This is a genomic window from Synechococcus sp. FACHB-909, assembly GCF_014698945.1.
Lineage (GTDB): Bacteria > Cyanobacteriota > Cyanobacteriia > PCC-6307 > Cyanobiaceae > Cyanobium.
On sequence record NZ_JACJTY010000001.1, the window covers coordinates 283393 to 301345 of the forward strand.

The 17953-nt window shown below is 71.1% G+C and carries 18 protein-coding genes; 4 read left to right on the plus strand and 14 right to left on the minus strand.

Annotated features, from left to right (window positions below; translation table 11 throughout):
* Positions 1-14 precede the first annotated feature (14 nt).
* The 6 genes from H6G99_RS01390 to H6G99_RS01415 all read right to left on the minus strand — a co-directional run bounded on the left by H6G99_RS01390 (position 15) and on the right by H6G99_RS01415 (position 4774).
* Positions 15-551 (minus strand): hypothetical protein, encoded by a 537-nt coding sequence (locus H6G99_RS01390; protein WP_190609426.1) that lies wholly within the window; start codon positions 549-551, stop codon positions 15-17.
* A 29-nt stretch (positions 552-580) separates the two neighbouring features.
* A complete protein-coding gene (locus H6G99_RS01395; RefSeq protein WP_094584729.1) occupies positions 581-1246 on the minus strand; it encodes a PHP domain-containing protein in 666 nt (221 codons plus the stop codon).
* Complete coding sequence (gene hemJ / locus H6G99_RS01400; protein ID WP_199296894.1) at positions 1233-1862, minus strand: protoporphyrinogen oxidase HemJ; 630 nt, start codon at positions 1860-1862, stop codon at positions 1233-1235. Before hemJ ends, H6G99_RS01395 begins: the two co-directional genes overlap by 14 nt.
* A gap of 84 nt (positions 1863-1946) precedes the next feature.
* Positions 1947-2264, minus strand: coding sequence for a hypothetical protein (locus tag H6G99_RS01405; RefSeq protein WP_094584574.1), 318 nt, complete (start codon positions 2262-2264; stop codon positions 1947-1949).
* Entirely contained in the window at positions 2261-4273 is a 2013-nt protein-coding gene (gene uvrC / locus H6G99_RS01410; RefSeq protein ID WP_190609428.1) for an excinuclease ABC subunit UvrC, read from the minus strand. Before uvrC ends, H6G99_RS01405 begins: the two co-directional genes overlap by 4 nt.
* A 9-nt stretch (positions 4274-4282) precedes the next feature.
* Entirely contained in the window at positions 4283-4774 is a 492-nt protein-coding gene (locus H6G99_RS01415; RefSeq protein ID WP_190609430.1) for a flavin reductase family protein, read from the minus strand.
* Between the two features lie 84 nt (positions 4775-4858).
* Between H6G99_RS01415 and coaD the strand changes: the two genes are divergently transcribed.
* On the plus strand, positions 4859-5362 hold the full coding sequence (coaD, locus tag H6G99_RS01420; RefSeq protein ID WP_094584577.1) for a pantetheine-phosphate adenylyltransferase: 504 nt from the start codon (positions 4859-4861) through the stop codon (positions 5360-5362).
* Positions 5355-6302: a coiled-coil domain-containing protein gene (locus H6G99_RS01425; RefSeq protein WP_094584578.1), complete on the plus strand. Its 948-nt coding sequence runs from the start codon at positions 5355-5357 to the stop codon at positions 6300-6302. The genes coaD and H6G99_RS01425 overlap by 8 nt, the downstream gene beginning before the upstream one ends.
* Before the next feature lie 25 nt (positions 6303-6327).
* Here H6G99_RS01425 and H6G99_RS01430 read toward each other — a convergent pair whose 3' ends face one another.
* From H6G99_RS01430 to dapF, 5 genes are all read right to left on the minus strand, one after another.
* Positions 6328-7692, minus strand: coding sequence for a D-alanyl-D-alanine carboxypeptidase/D-alanyl-D-alanine-endopeptidase (locus tag H6G99_RS01430; protein WP_190609431.1), 1365 nt, complete (start codon positions 7690-7692; stop codon positions 6328-6330).
* Position 7693: 1 nt separating this feature from the next.
* The gene (locus H6G99_RS01435) at positions 7694-8224 is read right to left on the minus strand and encodes a DUF4330 domain-containing protein (protein WP_094584580.1); all 531 of its coding nucleotides are present in this window, start codon (positions 8222-8224) and stop codon (positions 7694-7696) included.
* A gap of 77 nt (positions 8225-8301) precedes the next feature.
* Positions 8302-8991, minus strand: a complete 690-nt coding sequence (locus H6G99_RS01440; protein ID WP_190609433.1) for a DUF1995 family protein — start codon at positions 8989-8991, stop codon at positions 8302-8304.
* Between the two features lie 26 nt (positions 8992-9017).
* On the minus strand, positions 9018-10211 hold the full coding sequence (locus H6G99_RS01445) for a cysteine desulfurase family protein (protein ID WP_190609435.1): 1194 nt from the start codon (positions 10209-10211) through the stop codon (positions 9018-9020).
* A complete protein-coding gene (gene dapF, locus H6G99_RS01450; protein WP_190609848.1) occupies positions 10195-11340 on the minus strand; it encodes a diaminopimelate epimerase in 1146 nt (381 codons plus the stop codon). The genes H6G99_RS01445 and dapF overlap by 17 nt, the downstream gene beginning before the upstream one ends.
* Positions 11341-11383: 43 nt before the next feature.
* Here dapF and H6G99_RS01455 point away from each other — a divergent pair, with 43 nt between their 5' ends.
* Together H6G99_RS01455 and leuS are read left to right on the plus strand one after the other, a co-directional pair.
* Positions 11384-11623: an Hfq-related RNA-binding protein gene (locus H6G99_RS01455; RefSeq protein WP_094584584.1), complete on the plus strand. Its 240-nt coding sequence runs from the start codon at positions 11384-11386 to the stop codon at positions 11621-11623.
* A 46-nt stretch (positions 11624-11669) separates the two neighbouring features.
* A complete protein-coding gene (gene leuS / locus H6G99_RS01460; protein WP_190609437.1) occupies positions 11670-14291 on the plus strand; it encodes a leucine--tRNA ligase in 2622 nt (873 codons plus the stop codon).
* Here the strand turns inward: leuS and fghA are convergent.
* Genes fghA through H6G99_RS01475 form a run of 3 tightly spaced genes read right to left on the minus strand, consistent with a single transcriptional unit; the run spans position 14275 to position 17888 of the window.
* A complete protein-coding gene (gene fghA / locus H6G99_RS01465) occupies positions 14275-15123 on the minus strand; it encodes an S-formylglutathione hydrolase (RefSeq protein WP_190609439.1) in 849 nt (282 codons plus the stop codon). The two genes, leuS and fghA, sit on opposite strands and share 17 nt — an antisense overlap.
* Before the next feature lie 31 nt (positions 15124-15154).
* Entirely contained in the window at positions 15155-16267 is a 1113-nt protein-coding gene (locus H6G99_RS01470) for an S-(hydroxymethyl)glutathione dehydrogenase/class III alcohol dehydrogenase (RefSeq protein WP_190609441.1), read from the minus strand.
* Between the two features lie 19 nt (positions 16268-16286).
* Entirely contained in the window at positions 16287-17888 is a 1602-nt protein-coding gene (locus tag H6G99_RS01475; protein WP_190609442.1) for a glucose-6-phosphate isomerase, read from the minus strand.
* Positions 17889-17953 lie beyond the last annotated feature (65 nt).

Genomic DNA, 17953 nt, shown 5'->3' on the forward strand with positions numbered 1-17953 from the left:
CGGCGCCGCGGGGATCAGAGCTCCAGATCCCTCACCATGGAGCGGAAGGGATCGGTGGTGCCGGGCTTGGCCGCCTGCTGGGAGCTGGCCGGCTGGGCCTGGGCTTCGGCCTCCTTCTGCTGCTTGGCGGCCGCCGGACCTCCCGGCAGGTTGGTGGGGGTCACGGCCGCTCCCTTGATGCGTTGCCCCAGTTCGGCGGCGCTCATCTGCTGAGCAAAGGTTTTCTTGACGGGCTTGGGGATGCCGCCGGTGAGGTTGACCGCGCCCTTCTCGGTGGGCTGGATGCCGGCCAGACCGGGGGTCATCTTCTCGACCCGGGCCTCCATCGAGGCGACCTCCGCCACCATCTCCTTCTCACCCGGGCTGTCGGCGTTGCCGGGGAAGGTGTGGCGGATCGTGTTGGACCGCTTCATGAACTTGACATCGCCCAGGCTGGTGGAGGCCTCGGGATCGAGGAAGAAGGTCTCGGCCTTGGGTTTGGCCTTGGCGGCAGCCTCAGGCTTGGTCACCGAGGCGGCACGGGAACCGAACAGACGATCGAGCAGGCCCATCGACGCAAGGAGAAACGTGTCAGCAAACCCTAGCGGCCGCGGAGCACCAGCCCATGGGTATCCGTACCACAACTCATCAGAAGGCCCCGGCGCTCCAGATCGGCGGCCATCGCCTCGCACACCAGCGGCGTGGGCTGCCAGCGGCTCTGCATGGCGTAGTCGTACCAGACCTCGGCGCCATCGAAGCCCAGATCCGCCGCTGCCGCGATCAGGCGCTGGTGGGGCAGCCGGTAGCGGGCGGGGTGGGCCAGCAGTACCAGGCCCCCGGCCGCGCGGATCGCCGCCACCACCGCCTCGGCCCGCAGGGCCGGCCCCACCACCGAGGTGCCCTGCAGGTAGGGGTGGAGGGAGGGGTGCTCCGCGGCGAAGCCCAGCCCCAGCACATGGACCAGGCAGCCCTCCAGCAGACAGCTGATCTCCACCCCGCGCCAGAGGGTCGGGGTGGCTGCCCCCCGCCGGCGGTGGTCGTCCAGGGCGGCGCTGATGGCGCCATGGGCGGCGAGGCCGTGGTGGTCGGTCACGGCCAGGTGTTCCAGGCCGATGGCCACCGCTTCGGCCGCCAGATCGTCGGGGTGGAGGCTGCCGTCGCTGCAGATCGTGTGGCAGTGGAAGTTGAACCGCTCCGGGCAGCTGTCGGCCCGCACCTGGCGCAACACCGGGGTGAGGGGATGGGCGAGAGCCTCAGGCCGCAGCACCGCCACTCTCCTGCTGGGCCAGCCGTTCGGCGCGCAGCCGCCGCCAGCGGGCATAGAACTGGATCGAGCCGGCCATGAACACCACCAGGGCCACCAGGAACCAGGTGGCGGCACCGGTGGGGAACTGGTTCTTGAAGACCACCAGCATCACCACCAGCACCAGCATCAGGGTGGGCAGTTCGTTGAGAGCCCGCAGCTGGCGGCCGCTCCAGTTGCATTCGCCGCGCTGCAGCTGGCCCATCAGCCGGTAGCAGAGGTGGTGGTAGACGAGCAGGCCCACCACAACGGCCAGCTTGGCGTGCATCCAGGCCTGCTTCAGCCAGAGGGGCTCCACCAGCAGCAGGCCCACCGCCATCGCCACGGCCACCACCATGCCGGGGGTGGTGATGATGTTGGCCAGGCGCCGCTCCATCAGGCCGTACTGCTCCTCGAAAGCCTGGCGCAGGGGCGGCTCCAGCTCGGCGGCCTCCCGGTGGTAGATGAACAGGCGCACCAGGTAGAACAGGCCGGCGAACCACACCACCACCCCGACGATGTGGAGGGTCTTGAACCAGAGGTAGGCCTCGGGGGGCAAGGTCACAGCCAGGGTCAGGGGCAGGGACAGCGGCAGCGTCATGTCAGGGCCCGGGGGAGGGCGATGGGCGACGGACCGCCAAGTTAGTCGCCGTGCTGCGATTCATCGCCATCGGGTGGGCCGGGCTCAGCCTTCCCCCACCAGGCGGCAGCAGCGGCGGGCCACGGCGGCGCTGTAGGCCCGGTCCACGGGGCCCTGCCGCGGGCTGATGCCGCCATCGCGGCAATCCACCACGATCCGCTCCCGCCGGCTCTCCTGGTCGCTGACCCGGAGCCTCAGCTGCCAGTGGTGCTTGGCGCTGCGGCTGATCTCGTCGCCGCAGACCGGACCGACGCAGAGCCCCGGAGCCGCCGCCACCGGCGCCGGGACAAACGCCAGCAGCAGCAGGGCCAGCAGCAGGCCAGCCCAACCCCCCAGACCCCAGGCCCGCACGGCTGGCCTCATCCCGCCAGCTCCAGGGGTTCCCCGTGGTGGGTCTCGCCAGCATCGGCCGTGTCCATGGGGGGGTGGAAGTGGTCCCACACCTGGCGGGCCAGGGCCGGCCCCATGCCGGGGACAGCGGCGATCTGCTCCGGGCTGGCCAGCTGGATCGCGTCGATGGAGCGGAAGTGGGCCAGCAGGTCCTTGACCCGCTTCGGACCCAGACCGGCGATGTCGCTGAGGCGGGAGCGCTTCATCCGCTCACCCCGCTGCTGGCGGTGGAAGCTGACGGCGAAGCGGTGGGCCTCATCCCGCAGCCGCCGCAGCAGCACCACCCCCAGCTGGTCGGCCTCGGTGTCGAGGGGCTCGCGGGCGCCGGGCAGGAACACCTCCTCCCGCTGCTTGGCCAGGGAACACACCGTCAGTTCCTCGTGCAGGTCCAGCTCCCGCAAGGCCTCCATCACCGCCGACAGCTGGCCCTTGCCGCCGTCGATCATCACCACGTCCGGCCAGTCGCTGAGGCCATCGGTGTGCAGGGCCGAGGCGCCGGCGCGGCGCAGGGCGGCCAGGTCGGCCCCCTCCGCCTTCGCCTGGGACCAGCGGCGGAAACGCCGCCGCATGATCTCCGCCATGGCCATGAAGTCGTCGGAATGGCCGGCCCGGATGCTGCTGCTCTGGATCCGGTATTTGCGGTAGTGCTGCTTGGCCGGCAGGCCGTCGATGAACACCACCTGGGAGGCCACCGCATCGCTGCCCTGGATGTGGCTGATGTCGTAGCCCTCGATCCGCCGGGGGGGCACCGGCAGCTCCAGCAGCTGGGCCAGGTCCTCGGTGGCCAGCAGCTGCTGCTCCGCCCCCCGCTGGGCCCTGGCCAGCTCGAAACCGGCGTTGCGCTCGACCAGCTCGATCAGATCCGCCTTCTGGCGCCGCTGGGGCACGGCCAGTCGCACCTTGCGTCCCCGACGCTCCGCCAGCCAGTCGCCGATCAGATCCTGGGCGGGCAGGGGGTGCTGCAGCAGCAGCTCCGGCGGAATCTCCACCGGCTCCACCTGGCTGTAGTGCTCCTCGATCACCCGCTGCAGCACTTCGGCCGGGGTGGCGATGGCCGCATCGGCGGTGTAGCCCAGCCGCCCCACCAGCTTGCCGGCGCGCATCTGGAAGATCTGCACGGCCGCCACGCGATCATCGGCCGCCAGGGCGATCACATCCCGGCTGACGGAGCTGTCCCCCAGGCTCATCTTCTGGTCGGCGGTGAGCAGGTCGAGGCCCTGCAGCTGGTCGCGGACCCGGGCGGCGGCCTCGAAATCGAGCCGCTCGGCGTAGCGCTCCATCTGCTGCCGCAGCAGATCCAGGAGCTCGTCGTTGCGGCCCTGGAACACCATCGCCACCTTGCGCAGGATGCGGTGGTAGTCGTCGGAGCCGATCTTCTCCTGGCAGACCCCCGGGCAGCGGCCAATGTCGAAGTTGAGGCAGGTGCGGTCGCGGTACAGGGGCTGGGGACGCTGGCGCAGGGGAAACACCCGCTTGACCACGGCCAGGGTGCGGCGCAGCAGGCCCACGTCCACGTAGGGCCCGTAGAAGCGGTCGAGGGGGCTGCGCAGCCGGCGGCGGCGGGTGATGAAGATGCGCGGGTAGGCCTCGCTCCAGGTGATGCAGAGGTAGGGGTACTTCTTGTCGTCCTTGAGCAGGACGTTGAAGTGGGGCTGGTGGTTCTTGATCAGGTTCGACTCGAGCGCCAGCGCCTCCGCCTCGCTGTCGGTGACGATGAACTCGATCTCGCAGACCTGGCGCACCATCAGGGCGATGCGGGGGCTGATGTCGTGGGAGTCGCGGAAGTAGCTGCGCACCCGGGCCCGCAGGCTCTTCGACTTGCCGATGTAGAGGATGCGGTCGCTCGCATCCCGCATCAGGTAACAGCCCGGCTCCGCCGGCAGCTCCCGCAGCCGGGCCGACAGCCGCTCGCGCTGGAGCAGCAGCGGCCCGACGACATCACCGCCCGGAGTGCCGCCCGGAGGCGCAACCGGCTCAGCCATGGCCCGGCCTCAACCGCCGTACTGCCAGCCCGTGGCGGACAGCTCCAGGGCGGCGGCGTCGCGGTGCAGGGTGGCCGACTTCACCTCTCCCACGAAGACGGTGTGGTCGCCGTGGGCCACCTGCCCCACCAGCGTGCACTCCACCGCTCCAAGGGCGTCGTCGAGCACCGGCAGGCCGAGGGGCCCCAGGTGGAACGGGGCGGCATCGAACCGTCCCCCCACGCCTTTCTGGGGCTTGAAGAACACCGCCGCCAGGTCCTTCTGATCGGCCGCCAGCACGTTCAGGCAGAAGCGCCCGCTGCGCTGGATCATGCCGTTGCTGGTGGAGTCGGCGCGCACCGCCATCACCACCAGGGGAGGCTCAAAGGAGCCCTGGGTGACCCAGCTGGCGGTGAAGCCGTTGACCTCGTCACCCTCGGCCACCCCGCAGATGAACACACCGTGGGGGATCTTGCGCAGCAGGGTCTTCTTGGCGGCCGCGTCCAGGGCAACGTCGGTCATGGGGTGGGCGGCAGGGATCGCTGGACTCTAGGAACCCGCCCGGGCCAAGGAACCCGCCGGGGCCCGTCTCCATAGGCTGGTCGGATGCGAGCCCTTTATCCCGGCAGTTTCGATCCCCTCACCCTGGGCCATCTCGACCTGATCGAGCGGGCGGCCGGCCTCTTCGACGGGGTTGTGGTGGCGGTGCTGATGAACCCCTCCAAGCAGCCCGCCTTCCCCCTGGAGCGGCGGCTGGAGCAGATCCGCCTGGCCACCGAGGGGATCGCCGGCATCGAGGTGGGCCATTTCGACGGCCTCACCGTGACCTACGCCCAGGCCTGCGGCGCCCAGGTGATCCTGCGGGGCCTGCGGGCGATGAGCGACTTCGAGTTCGAGTTGCAGATCGCACACACCAACCGGACCCTGGCCCCCCGGGTCGAGACCCTGTTCATGGCCACCGCAGCCCACCACAGCTTTCTCAGCAGCTCGGTGGTGAAGGAGGTGGCCCGCTTCGGCGGGGACGTGGGTCACATGGTCCCGCCGGGAGTGGCGATCGACCTGGAGAGGCTCTTTAATCGACAGGCAGCTCCCGGAACCCGATATGGCTGAGGTCCGTTTCACCGTTCTCGATCAGCTGGATCAGCTGGAGGACATCGTTCTCGACGGCAGCCGGATCCCCTTCAGCGGCGGCCGTCTGGTGAACGAGCAGGACGCCATCGAGATGATGGACGCGCTGCGGGAGGCCCTGCCCGGGCAGATCTCCCAGGCGGAGGACCTGATCCGGCAGCGGGAGGGCTTCATCGAGAAGGCCCGGGTGCAGGCCGAGGAGATCGTCACCCAGGCGCGGCGCGAGCGGGAGCAGCTGATCAACGCCGCCGCCATCCGCCAGGAGGCGGAGCGCCAGGTGACGGAACAGCGGGAGCTGGCCCGCCAGCAGTGCGAACAGATGGTGCTCCAGGCCCGCCAGCAGGTGGCCCAGACGGAACAGGAGCACCAGGCCCGCATGGCCCAGTTCGAGCAGCAGTTCGCCGGCCGCCGGCAGCAGCTCGAGCAGGAGGCCCAACAGCGGCGCCAGCAGCTCGAGCAGGAGGCGGCGGAGCGCAACCGCCAGCTGGTCGAGCAGCACGAACGCAGCCGGGCCCAGGCCCTGCAGGAACTGGAGGGCATCCGCCAGGAGGGTCTGCGGGTCCAGCGGGAAAGCCAGGCGGAGGCGGAGCGTCTCCACGCCGATGCCCTGCAGTTCCGCCAGCAGACCCAGCAGCAGTGCGATGCCCTGATCGCCCGCACCCGTCAGGAATCGGCCGCCATCCAGGAGGGCGCCAACCGTTACGCCGAGCAGGTGCTCGGGGAACTGGAGGTGCGTCTCAAGGAGCTCAGCCAGGTGGTGCTCGGCGGCCGGCGGGAGCTGGTGCGGCTGCAGTCCCAGGAGACCCAGGCCGCCAGCCGTCCCCCCGAAGCCCCCATTCCTTTGGAGAACGCCGCCGTCGACCGGGCCCGCCGCGCCGCCGGCCGTCTGCGCCGTGCCGCCAGCCGGGGGCTGGCCAGCTGAGGCGTTCGCCTCGAAGCCAGCCGCCTCAGATCGCCGAAGGGCAGGCCCCCACGGCCTGCACCTCCCGCAGGACACGGCCGATGGTGGTGTTCGGAGCCCCCGCCCCGGCAGACACGGCACTGACGTAACGGGGCCCGTCCGCCGTCTGCAGAACGCCGCTGATCGAGCGCACCCCCGTGAGGGTGCCGGTCTTGGCGAAGAACCGGCCATCGAGGCTGGTCCCCTTGTAAAGGTTGCGCAGGGTGCCGCGGCGCCCGGCGATAGCCATGGAACTGATGTAGTCCCGGGAGTAGGGGTGGTGGTCCATGCGCAGCAGCAGGGCCACCAAGAAACGGCTGGTGACCCGGTTGGCGCGGTCGAGGCCACTGCCGTCCGCCACCCGGACCCCCTCCATGGGCAGGCCCTGTTCGACCAGCCAGAGGGTGTTCAGGCGGCTGGCCTCGGCCACGTCCCAGGTGCCGGCCGCCTGGCGCAGCAGCACTTCGGCGGTGAAGTTGTGGCTTTCGGTGTTGGCCAGGCTCATCAGGCCGTGCATCGAGGTGGAGGGCTCCTCGTGGATCAGCACGGCGTCGCCGGGCAGGGGCTGGCGGGCGGACACCAGGGTCAGCTGCAGGGGCGAGCCGCCGCCCTGGTTCATGGCTCGACGCAGCAGCGTCTGGAGCCGGGAGGGGGGATTGCTGACCGCATCGTCGATGGCATTGCTGGTGATCGCCAGGCGGGTGATCGGGGCGCCGTAGGCGTAGGCCCGGTCGGCCACATGCCAGCCGCTGGGCCACCAGTTCTGGGAGGCTTCCTCCGCCAGTTCCAGGCGGACCAGACCGCCTCCCACCGGGGAGCTGGCCCCGGCGGCCATGGCCAGCTGGGCGAAACGATGCAGCTGGGGCAGGGCCAGGTCGGGATCCCCCTGCCCCGTGAGCCGCAGGGTGCCGTCCTGAAGCCGCCACAGCTGGGTGGTGAGCCGGTAGTCGGGTCCGAGGCGATCGAGGGCGAAGGCGCTGCTGACCAGCTTCTGGTTGGAGGCCGGCACCCGGGGCTGGCGCCCGTTGACGTCGGCCAGAAGCCGGCCGCTGCCGTCGGCGACGCTGACGCTCCAGCGGGAACGCTCGTCGCCCAGCACCAGGGCGACCTGGCGCTGCAGGCTGGGGCAGGTGATTTCGGTGGCCAGCCGCGGCATGCCCACCGGGGGGGGAGCCACCGGCAGGGCCGCCATTGGTAAAGGTCGCTGGCTGCGTGCCGAGGGGAGGGCCGGCTTGGTCTGGGCCCAGGCCGCCAGGCCCGCCGGGGAGGTGCCGCCGACGACCAGCAGCAGGGTCGCCAGCCTCAGGGGGCGGCGGAGGCGGTGCTGGACGGGGCAGGGGAGGCGGTGGCCGGGGCGGGCGGACGCAGTCATGTCAGGAGGTTCCGAGTTTCAGGTCCGTGACGGTGCCGTTGAAGCGGTAGTTGGTGCCTTCCAACTCGACCGGGGCGCCGATCTTGATGGTCTGGTTGCCGAAGACGACACCACCGGCGGTGCGCCGCCCCTGGCCCTCCAGGACGAAACGTCCATCGAAGGTGCTGAAGGTCTTCTGGTTGGGATCGGGGGCGCTCACCACCTTCCCGTCGGGGGTGAGGGTGGAGATGATCCGGTCGAAGGGGACGATCTCCTTGACCGCCACGCTGCCGTGGGGCTGGTTGCGGATCACGATGGCCACCTTGCCCTCGGCGCGGGCCTGCTGCAGCAGTTGCACGGGGGAAGCGGCAGGGGCACCGCGCACGTCCACCATCACGGTGACGGGCTCGAGGGCGCCGGTGGCCTGGGCCACGGCCCCGCTGAGCCGGGGGCTCCAGATCACGCCCCCGATCGCCAGCAGGGCGGCGACGGCGGCGCCGACGTCGACGAGGCTGAAGGAACGGGACCGGGGCGATTCGCTGGGCATGGGCATGGGAAAGCCCGCGAAGTGTACGCAGCCTTTCCGGGATGCACCAGCCGCCCCGGTCGGGGTCCTCCCGGACCGGCGTCTCAGTTCTGCAGGTCCTCGATCATCTGGCCCAGGGCCCGCAGGTTGCTGCCCAGACCGGCCTCCTCGCGGCCGCTGAGGGCCAGGTCCTGTTGCTCCGTATCAGGCTTCTGCTCGAAACTGCCCGCCAGCCGGAAGCCGTCGGGGTCGAGCCGGTAGAGCTCCCATTCGCCGGGGTAGGCGCAGCGCAGGGCGCGGTCGGCCTTGGGCAGCAGGGCATAGGCGGCCCGCCAGCCGGCCAGGAAGCCCCGGCGACGCTGGCGCGCCACGCTGCCGATGCCCACGGCGGCATCCTCCAGGGCGGGATTGACGAGCACCACGGCGTCGCTGTGGCGGCCGCACACCGCCTCCACCAGCTCGTATTCGGCCTGGCTCGCCCCCACCAGCACCAGCACGCCGCTGGAGGGTTCCTCCTGCTGGCGCCGCCGCTGGTCGGAAAAGCTGCCGATGTGCTCGGCCAGGGCCGGAGCATCCCGTCGGGCCAGAGCGGTGGCACCGGCATCCGGAAACAGCAGCCGCACCCCTGGTCGCTCCGCGATCAGCCCCTCCAGCAGACGCAGCACCACCGGCATCAGGCGCAGTCCTTCGAAGCGGAACTCCACGGTCCAGCGTCCCCCCGATCCGGCCGCCAGGGCCGCCTGGAGGGCCTGGAGGGCTTCGGCTTCGGCGGTGCGAAGGTCGGCGGGCAGCATCGGCTGGCGGCAGGGCTGATCGGACCCTACCCAGGCGCTTCCGCCACCCTGCGCCGGGCCAACTCCAGGGCCGCCGGCAGGCCGGCCAGATCGGCGGCGGTGAGCCAGGGGCCCAGGCTGATCCGCAGGCCGCTGGCCGCCTCGGCGGGGCCATAGCCCATGGCGAGCAGCACGGCACTGGTGCCGGCCGTGCCCGCAGCGGCACCGGCACTGGCACAGGCCGAACCGCTGCTGACGGCATAACCCTGGCGGGCCAGCTCCCGCACCAGACGCCGACCGCCCAGGGGCCGGCCCTCGGGCCCGTCCACCAGCAGGCTGATGTGGTGCGGCAGGCGCCCGGCGGGGTCGTCCGGCTCTGGGCCGCTCAGGCGCACGCCCTCCAGGCGACGCAGGTCGGCCAGGAGGGGATCGCGCAGCGAGGCCATGGGATCGGCGCCGCCGTGGGCCGACAGGCGCCGGTCGGCCAACTCGAGGGCCGCCGCGAAGCCGGCCACCAGGGCCACCGGCTCGGTGCCGCCGCGACGGCCCCCCTCCTGGGCCCCACCGATCAGGGGCTCAAGCCGGACCCCGCGCCGCACCAGCAGGGCCCCCACGCCGCGGGGGCCCTGCAGCTTGTGGGCCGCGCAGCTCAGCAGGTCCACCGGCAGCCGGCTGAAATCGACCGGGCGGTGGCCCACCACCTGCACCGCATCGACGTGGAACCGCACCCCGGCCTGGCGGCAGAGGGCACCGATCGCCTCGATCGGCTGGAGCGTTCCCACCTCGCTCTGGCCCCAGAGGACCGACACCAGCCGGGTCGGGGGCGTCAGCAGGCGCTGCAGGTCCTCCAGATCGACCACGCCGCGCCGGTCCACCGGCAGGAGCTGCACCTCCCACCCACGGCGCGCCAGGGCGGCGGCGGCGACATAGCTGGCGGGGTGCTCCACCGCCGAGAGCAGCACCCGACCCGGTTCCAGCGGCCCGTCGGAGCCGACCAGGGCGGTGTGGATCGCCTCGCTCCCCCCGGAAACGAACACCAGTTCATCGCCGCCGCAGCCGAGCCGGGCGCCGAAGGCCTGGCGGTCACGCTCCAGGCGCTCCGCCGCCGCCAGGCCGTGGCCATGGAGGCTGGAGGGGTTGGCCCAGGCCTCACGGTGGGCACGGGCCATGGCCTCCAGGACCGCCGCCGCCGGAGGGGCGGTGGCGCAGGCGTCGAGGTAGGTCTCAGGGGGCGGGGGCATCGCGGGAGAGGCGGCCCCGGGTGCGGGATTCCAGGGATTCGCCGGCCAGGGCCACCAGATCGTCGAGGGAGCGCCCCTCCAGCAGGGCCGTGACGCGGGCCCGGGCTTCGGCGCTGGAGCAGGCCTCCGGACGCAGGCAGCCGTTGACGCAGGCGGTGGCGCAGTCGATGGCGGCACCGCCTGCGTCACCGAGGGGGGCGCTCCCGCTCTCCACCGGGGCGCTGGACGGCGCTGCCACCGCCATGGCGGCAGGCAGCGCCTCGTCCTCGTCGAACAGCGACGGGGCCACGACCCCGTCAAACACCGCCTCGGCCGGACCGGTCATGAACACGTGGCCGCTGGCTTCGTCCCATTGGATCTCCAGGGGGCCCCCGGGCAGGTCGAGCCGGGCGTGGCGGGCGGCCAGGCCGAGCCGATGGCAGGCCACCAGGGTGGCGCAGGCGCCGGTGCCGCAGGCCAGGGTGGGGCCCGCCCCCCTCTCCCAGACCCGCATCACCAGATGGTCGGGGGCGAGCACCTGGACGAAGTGCACGTTGGTACGGGCCGGGAAGGCCCCGTGCACCTCCAGGGCGGCACCGAGGCCCTCCAGATCGATCGCCGCCACGTCGGCGACGGGCACGACGGCATGGGGATTGCCCATGCCGGCGGCCGCCACGGCCAGGCGCTGGCCCAGCACCTCCAGCTCGCCCACCGGCAGCCCCTGCTCCCCCACCGCCAGGGTGGTGGGCACGGTCTCGGGGGTCAGGAACGGCGGGCCCATGTCGACGCGGATGCGACCGTCCTCAGCAAGGGCCGGCACGATGCGACCGGCGAGGGTCTCGATCTCCCAGCTGCGGGGAGCCTCGTCGCCGTCGCTGTCCGCCAGGAAGCGCGCCAGACAGCGGATGCCGTTGCCGCACATCTCCGGCTCGGTGCCATCGGCGTTGAAGATCCGCATCCGCAGCTCACCGCCCTCCCTCGGCGGCAGGGAGAGGATCACGCCATCGCCACCCACCCCGAAGCGGCGGTCGCAGAGCCGCTGCACCCGGTCGGGAGTCAGGCCGAAGAGGCCCTCAGGATCCTCTAAGCTGCGGCCGTCCAGCAGCAAGAAGTCATTTCCAAGACCCTGGTATTTACTGAATTGGAGCACCTGAAGCACCGTTCCGTGAGACCTGGAGATTGGGGTCGATCCTATGCAGAGTTTCTTTGAAAAACGGGGACCCAGGCTCGACACGACCCTGCCCAGTGTGCGGCACGTCCAGGAGCTGATCCGCATCCGCACCCCTGTGAACGTCGTCCTGCTGTCCGGTAAGGAGTTCGATGGCATCATCCGCTGGCAGGACAGCCATTTCCTGGCGATGAGCACCGAACCCGGCACGCCGCTGCTTCTGATCAGCCTGGCCGCCGTGGCTTCGCTGCGGGCCCTCAGCTGAGCCTCTCCGTGGGCTGTGACACGATCACCCCCATTCCCTGTGGCCCGTGACTGACTCTTCCCGCTACCGGCCCGAAGCGATCGAGCAACGCTGGCAACTGCAGTGGGAGCAGCTGGGACTGCACGTCACCCCCGAGCCGCAGGACGGCGCCGGCGAGCCCTACTACGCCCTCTCGATGTTCCCCTACCCGTCGGGGAGCCTCCACATGGGCCACGTCCGCAATTACGTCATCACCGACGTGATCGCCCGGGCGGCCCGTCTGCGGGGACGGCAGGTGCTCCATCCCATGGGCTGGGACGCCTTCGGACTGCCGGCGGAGAACGCCGCCATCGAGCGGGGCGTCGACCCGGGGGACTGGACCGACCGCAACATCGCCCAGATGCGGGACCAGCTCAAACGGCTCGGCCTCTCGATCGACTGGGACCGGGAAGTGGCCACCTGCCACGCCGATTACTACCGCTGGACCCAGTGGCTGTTCCTGCAGTTCCTCGATGCCGGCCTTGCCTACCGCAAGGAGGCGACGGTCAACTGGGACCCGATCGACCAGACGGTGCTCGCCAATGAGCAGGTGGATGCGGAAGGTCGCTCCTGGCGCTCCGGTGCCCAGGTGGAGAAGCGCCGGCTGCGCCAGTGGTTTCTGAAGATCACCGCCTACGCCGATGCCCTGCTCGACGATCTGCCATCCCTGGAGGGCTGGCCAGAGCGGGTGCGCACGATGCAGGCCAACTGGATCGGCCGCTCCCTCGGTGCCGAGCTGACCTTCACCACGGAGAGCGGTGCCGCCATCACCGTCTTCACCACCCGACCCGACACCATCCACGGGGCCACCTACGTGGTGCTGGCCCCGGACCACCCCCTGGTGGCCGAGCTGACCACGGACGACTGCCGCCTCTCGGTGACCGCCTTCTGCGATCTGGTCAGCCGCCAGAGCGAGCAGGAGCGGACGGCAGAGGACCGGCCCAAGCGGGGCGTGCCGATCGGCGCCTGGGCCCGCAACCCCGCCAGCGGTGAACGCATTCCCGTCTGGATCGCCGACTACGTCCTGGCCGACTACGGCACCGGTGCCGTGATGGGGGTTCCGGCCCACGACCAGCGCGACTTCGCCTTCGCCCGGCAGTACGAACTTCCCGTCAGGCGGGTGGTGATCCCGGAAGGGTCCGACCCCCACGCCTACGAAGGCCAGGCCTGGACCGAAGGCGGCGTGCTGATCGGCTCCGGTTCCTTCGACGGCCTGACCACCACCGAGGCCAAGTCGGCCATCGTCGCCTGGGCCGAGGAGCAGGGTTGGGGCCAGGGACGGGTGCAGTACCGACTGCGCGACTGGCTGATCTCCCGCCAGCGCTACTGGGGCTGCCCCATTCCCGTGATCCACTGCGACAGTTGCGGTGTGGTGCCGGTCCCCGACGACCAGCTGCCGGTGGAACTGCCCCGCGACATCCCCCTGAGCGGCAAGGGGGGCACCCCCCTGGCCAAGTTGGCGTCGTGGGTGAACGTGCCCTGCCCGAGCTGCGGTGCGCCCGCCAAGCGGGAGACCGACACCATGGACACCTTCATGTGTTCGTCCTGGTACTACCTGCGCTACAGCGATCCCCACAACGACCAGCGCCCGTTTGGCCGCGATGCCGTCGACCGCTGGTTGCCCGTCGACCAGTACGTGGGCGGCATCGAGCACGCCATCCTGCACCTGCTCTATTCCCGCTTCTTCACCAAGGTGCTGCGGGACCGGGGCCTGCTGGGCTTCTCGGAACCCTTCGCCCGCCTGCTCACCCAGGGCATGGTGCAGGGCATCACCTACCGCAACCCCCAGAGCGGGCAGTACGTGGCCCCGGCCCAGGTGGCCGACCCCAGCGACCCCCGCGATCCGATCAGCGGCGAGGTGCTGGAGGTGTTCTACGAAAAGATGTCCAAGTCGAAGCACAACGGCGTGGATCCGGCGGTGGTGATCGACCGCTACGGGGCCGACACGGCCCGCATGTTCATCCTGTTCAAGGCGCCTCCGGAGAAGGATCTGGAGTGGGACGACGCCGATGTGGAAGGCCAGTACCGCTTCCTGCAGCGCCTCTGGCGCCTGGTGGATGGGGCCCACGGCCGGGGCCTGCGCCTGAGCGGCCCTGACGCCCCCCAGCCGGCGCCGGATCCCGCTTCCCTCAGCGACGGCGAACGGGAGCTGCGCCGGTCCGTGCACACCGCCATCGCCGCCATCAGCGAAGACCTCGAGGGAGAGCTCCAGCTCAACACCGCCGTCTCCGAACTGATGAAGCTCAGCAACGCCCTGGCTGCCCATCTGGAGGCGGCCGGCCCGGCGGTGGCCACCGAGGCCCTGGCCACCCTGCTGATCCTGCTGGCGCCGTTCGCCCCCCACCTGGCCGAGGAGCTCTGGCAGAAACTCTGCGGCCACGGGGAGGAGCAGCCCATCAGCGCCGGGGCGAGCGTCCATGCCCAGCGCTGGCCCGCCGTCGATCCGGCGGCACTGGTGCGCGACACCATCCCCCTGGTGATCCAGGTGAAGGGCAAGATGCGCGGCAGCCTGGAGGTGCCCGCCGACGCCGATGCGGCCACCCTCGAGAAGCTGGCGCTGGAAAGCGACGTGGCCCAGCGCTGGCTTGAGGGTCAGCCGCCCCGGCGTGTGATCGTGGTGCCCGGCAAGCTGGTCAACCTGGTGCCCTGAGGGCCGCGGCGTGGTGGCGCAGGTGGTCGTCGATGAAGCTGGCGATGAAGAAGTAGCTGTGGTCGTAGCCCTCCTGGTAACGGAGCCGCAGGGGGTGGCCCGCCGCCTCCGCCGCCGCCGCCAGGTCGGCGGGCCGCAGCTGGGTCTCGAGGAAGGGGTCGGCCGTGCCCTGGTCCACCAGCAGGGGCAGCCGCTCCACCGCTGAGGCGAGCAGGAGCGTGGCATCCCAGGCGGCCCAGGCCGCTGGATCCGCCCCCAGATAGGCCCCGAAGGCCTTCTGGCCCCAGGGGCAGGCGCAAGGGTGGCAGATCGGGGCGAAGGCGGACACGGAGCGGTAGCGGCCCGGGTGGCGCAGGGCCGTCACCAGGGCGCCGTGGCCCCCCATGGAGTGGCCGCTGATGCCGCGCGCCTGGCTCAGGGGCAGCTCCGCTTCCAGCAGATCGGGCAGCTCCTCGGCCACATAGGCGTGCATCCGGTAATGGCGGTCCCAGGGGGCCTCGGTGGCATCGACGTAGAAGCCGGCCCCCTGCCCCAGATCCCAGCCGCCATCGGGGTCGGTGGGCACCTCCGCTCCCCTGGGGCTGGTGTCCGGGGCCACCAGGGCCAGGCCGAGCTCGGCGGCGAGCCGGTGGGCCCCGCCCTTCTGCATCACGTTCTCGTCGGTGCAGGTGAGCCCTGAGAGCCAGTAGAGAGCCGGCACCCGCTCACCGGCGAGGGCCTGGGGCGGCAGGTACACCGCCAGATTCGCCGGCCCGTTCAGCTCGGAGGACGGGTGCCTGTAGCGGCGGTGCAGGCCGCCGAAACTGCGGTTCTCGCTGAGCAGCTCGAGCATGGGGACGCCGACCTCCGGGGTCGCAGGGGGGTCAGAAGTGGATCACCGAGCGGATGCTCTGGCCGGCGTGCATCAGGTCGAAGGCACTGTTGATGTCCTCCAGCCCCATGGTGTGGGTGATGAAGGTGTCGAGGGGGATCTCCCCCTGCTGGAATCGCTCCACATACCTGGGCAGTTCGGTGCGTCCCCGCACCCCGCCGAAGGCGGAGCCCCGCCACACCCGTCCGGTCACGAGCTGGAACGGCCGGGTGGCGATCTCCTGGCCCGCCCCGGCCACGCCGATGATCGTGGATTCGCCCCAGCCCTTGTGGCAGCACTCCAGGGCGGCGCGCATCACCTGGACGTTGCCGATGCATTCGAACGAGTAATCCACGCCGCCGTCGGTGCGGTCGACCACCACCTCCTGAATCGGGGCGTCGAAGGCCTTGGGGTTCAGGCACTCGGTGGCTCCCAGCTGGCCGGCGATGGCGAACTTGTCGGGGTTGGTGTCGATGCCGATGATCCGCTCCGCCCCGGCCATGACCGCGCCGATGATCACCGCCAGGCCGATGCCGCCGAGGCCGAAGACGGCCACGCTGCTGCCCGGTTCCACCTTGGCGGTGTTGAGCACGGCGCCGATGCCGGTGGTGACGCCGCAGCCCAGCAGACAGACCTTCTCGAGCGGCGCCTCAGGGGCGATCTTCGCCACGGCGATCTCAGGCACCACCGTGTACTCGGAGAAGGTGGAGGTGCCCATGTAGTGGAAGATCCGTTCGCCGTTCCGGGAGAAGCGGCTGCTGCCGTCGGGCATCAGGCCCTTGCCCTGGGTGCCGCGGATCGCCTGGCAGAGGTTCGTTTTGCCGGAGAGGCAGAAGCGGCAGGAGCGGCACTCGGGCGTGTAGAGGGGAATCACGTGGTCCCCAACGGTCACCGAGGTGACGCCCGGGCCCACCTCCACCACCACCGCCCCGCCCTCGTGGCCGAGCACCGCCGGGAAGATCCCTTCGGGGTCGGCGCCGGAGAGGGTGAAGGCATCGGTGTGGCACACGCCGGTGGCCACGACACGCAGGAGCACCTCACCGGCCCGGGGGCCCTCCACGTCGATTTCGGTGACATCCAGGGGCTGACCGGCGGCCCAGGCGACCGCGGCGCGGGATCGGACCATGGCTAAGGGGGAAGGCCCCTCAAGTGTGCTGGAAGACCAGGCCGTCGGGCTGCCCCCAGTCGCCTTTCGCCCCATAGCCGCGGTCGTTGGCACAGAGGTGCCGCAGCAGCCAGAACACCGGCTCCACCGCCTCCAGCTCCAGCTCCGCCCCGATGGCCGCCAGGGAGCGGGCCTGGCCATCGGCGAGCAGGGCCTCCACCCGACTCTGCAGACCCAGGATGCCGGCGGCCGCCTTCTTGCCAGCTTCCACCCCGGGCTGGTGGTAGGCGTTGACGTTCACCAGTTCGCCGTAGAGCCCCACCGCCCGCTCAAACAGGCCGATCAGGGCCCCGAGGGCTCTGGCATCGAAGCGCCGCAGGGTGATGGTGATGCTCTGGCGGGCCTGTTCGGCCAGTGCCGCCCGGGTGCCCTGCAGGAACCCCTCGAGGAAATCGGCGGGGCACTCGCCGTCGATCGTGGGGATCTCCGCCGGGTCCTCCAGCACCTCGATGAAGGTCACGAAGAAGTTGTCGAGACCGTCCCGCAGCTGTTGCACGTAGGCGTGCTGGTCGGTGGAGCCCTTGTTGCCGTAGACGGCCAGGCCCTGGTGCACCACGACGCCGTCGCGGTCGAGCCGTTTGCCCAGCGACTCCATCACCAGCTGCTGCAGGTAGCGGCTGAACACCTCCAGCCGGTCCCGGTAGGGGAGCACCACCATGTCGCGACGCCCCTGCCCGCCGCCGGCCACGTGCCAGGAGGCGGCCAGCAGGGCGGCGGGGTTGGTGCGCAGGTCCGGCACCCGGGTCAGCCGGTCCATGGCGGCGGCCCCGTCCAGGAAGCCGCGCAGGTCGGCGCCGATCAGGGCAGCGGGCAGCAGACCGACGGCACTGGTGATGCTGGTGCGTCCGCCCACCCAGTCGAACATGTCGAAACGGCGCAGCCAGCCGGCCACCTTGGCCTCCTGATCCAGGTGGCTCCCCGCCATTGTGATGGCCACCGCCTGGGCGCTCCAGTCGCCGCCGGCGGCCAGCACCCGCGCCCGGGCCTGCACCATGCCCAGGTGGGGTTCGGGGGTGCCCCCCGACTTGCTGACCACGATCACCAGGGTGGTGGTGAGACGGTCGGCCAGGGCGGCCAAGGTGCGCGCCATGCCGTCGGGGTCGACGTTGTCGAAGAAGTGGAACGGCAGTCCCACCCCCTGGCGCTCCAGGGCCCTGAGCATCAGCAGCGGGCCGAGGCCGGAACCGCCGATGCCGATCCAGAGCACGTCGGTGAAGGGCCGTCCGCCGGGGGCCGTGACCGTTCCAGCCAGCACCTCGTGTCCGAAGGCTTCGAGCCGATCCACCTCCGCGGCGATGGCGGCGGCCACCGCCGGATCGGGGGCCAGTTCCGGGGCCCGCAACCAGTAGTGGCCCACCTGCCGTCCCTCGTCGGCGTTGGCGATGGCACCGCCCTCGAGGGCCTCCATGGCGGCGAAGGCGCGGGCGAAGGGGGCTTCGAAGCCCTCCAGGTCCTTCTCCTCCAGGGCCATCCGGCTGACGTCGAGCCAGAGGGCAAGATCAGGGTCGTGCCAGAGCAGCTGGCGGAATCGCTCCCAGAGGGCAGCGGAGTCTTGGCCGTTCAACGGCGGCAGCGGGGACATGGCTCCTGGGACGCCGTGACGGGCCCCCGAACCGTATCCATCAGCCTCCACGTTCGGCAAGCGGA

Bases quoted from the DNA above. Each gene is read 5' to 3' on its own strand.
- H6G99_RS01390 (WP_190609426.1), bottom strand. From the start codon at position 551: ATGGGCCTGCTCGATCGTCTGTTCGGTTCCCGTGCCGCCTCGGTGACC.
- hemJ (WP_199296894.1), bottom strand. From the start codon at position 1,862: ATGACGCTGCCGCTGTCCCTGCCCCTGACCCTGGCTGTGACCTTGCCC.
- H6G99_RS01405 (WP_094584574.1), bottom strand. From the start codon at position 2,264: ATGAGGCCAGCCGTGCGGGCCTGGGGTCTGGGGGGTTGGGCTGGCCTG.
- uvrC (WP_190609428.1), bottom strand. From the start codon at position 4,273: ATGGCTGAGCCGGTTGCGCCTCCGGGCGGCACTCCGGGCGGTGATGTC.
- H6G99_RS01415 (WP_190609430.1), bottom strand. From the start codon at position 4,774: ATGACCGACGTTGCCCTGGACGCGGCCGCCAAGAAGACCCTGCTGCGC.
- coaD (WP_094584577.1), top strand. From the start codon at position 4,859: ATGCGAGCCCTTTATCCCGGCAGTTTCGATCCCCTCACCCTGGGCCAT.
- H6G99_RS01425 (WP_094584578.1), top strand. From the start codon at position 5,355: ATGGCTGAGGTCCGTTTCACCGTTCTCGATCAGCTGGATCAGCTGGAG.
- H6G99_RS01430 (WP_190609431.1), bottom strand. From the start codon at position 7,692: ATGACTGCGTCCGCCCGCCCCGGCCACCGCCTCCCCTGCCCCGTCCAG.
- H6G99_RS01435 (WP_094584580.1), bottom strand. From the start codon at position 8,224: ATGCCCATGCCCAGCGAATCGCCCCGGTCCCGTTCCTTCAGCCTCGTC.
- H6G99_RS01440 (WP_190609433.1), bottom strand. From the start codon at position 8,991: ATGCTGCCCGCCGACCTTCGCACCGCCGAAGCCGAAGCCCTCCAGGCC.
- H6G99_RS01445 (WP_190609435.1), bottom strand. From the start codon at position 10,211: ATGCCCCCGCCCCCTGAGACCTACCTCGACGCCTGCGCCACCGCCCCT.
- H6G99_RS01455 (WP_094584584.1), top strand. From the start codon at position 11,384: ATGCAGAGTTTCTTTGAAAAACGGGGACCCAGGCTCGACACGACCCTG.
- fghA (WP_190609439.1), bottom strand. From the start codon at position 15,123: ATGCTCGAGCTGCTCAGCGAGAACCGCAGTTTCGGCGGCCTGCACCGC.
- H6G99_RS01470 (WP_190609441.1), bottom strand. From the start codon at position 16,267: ATGGTCCGATCCCGCGCCGCGGTCGCCTGGGCCGCCGGTCAGCCCCTG.
- H6G99_RS01475 (WP_190609442.1), bottom strand. From the start codon at position 17,888: ATGTCCCCGCTGCCGCCGTTGAACGGCCAAGACTCCGCTGCCCTCTGG.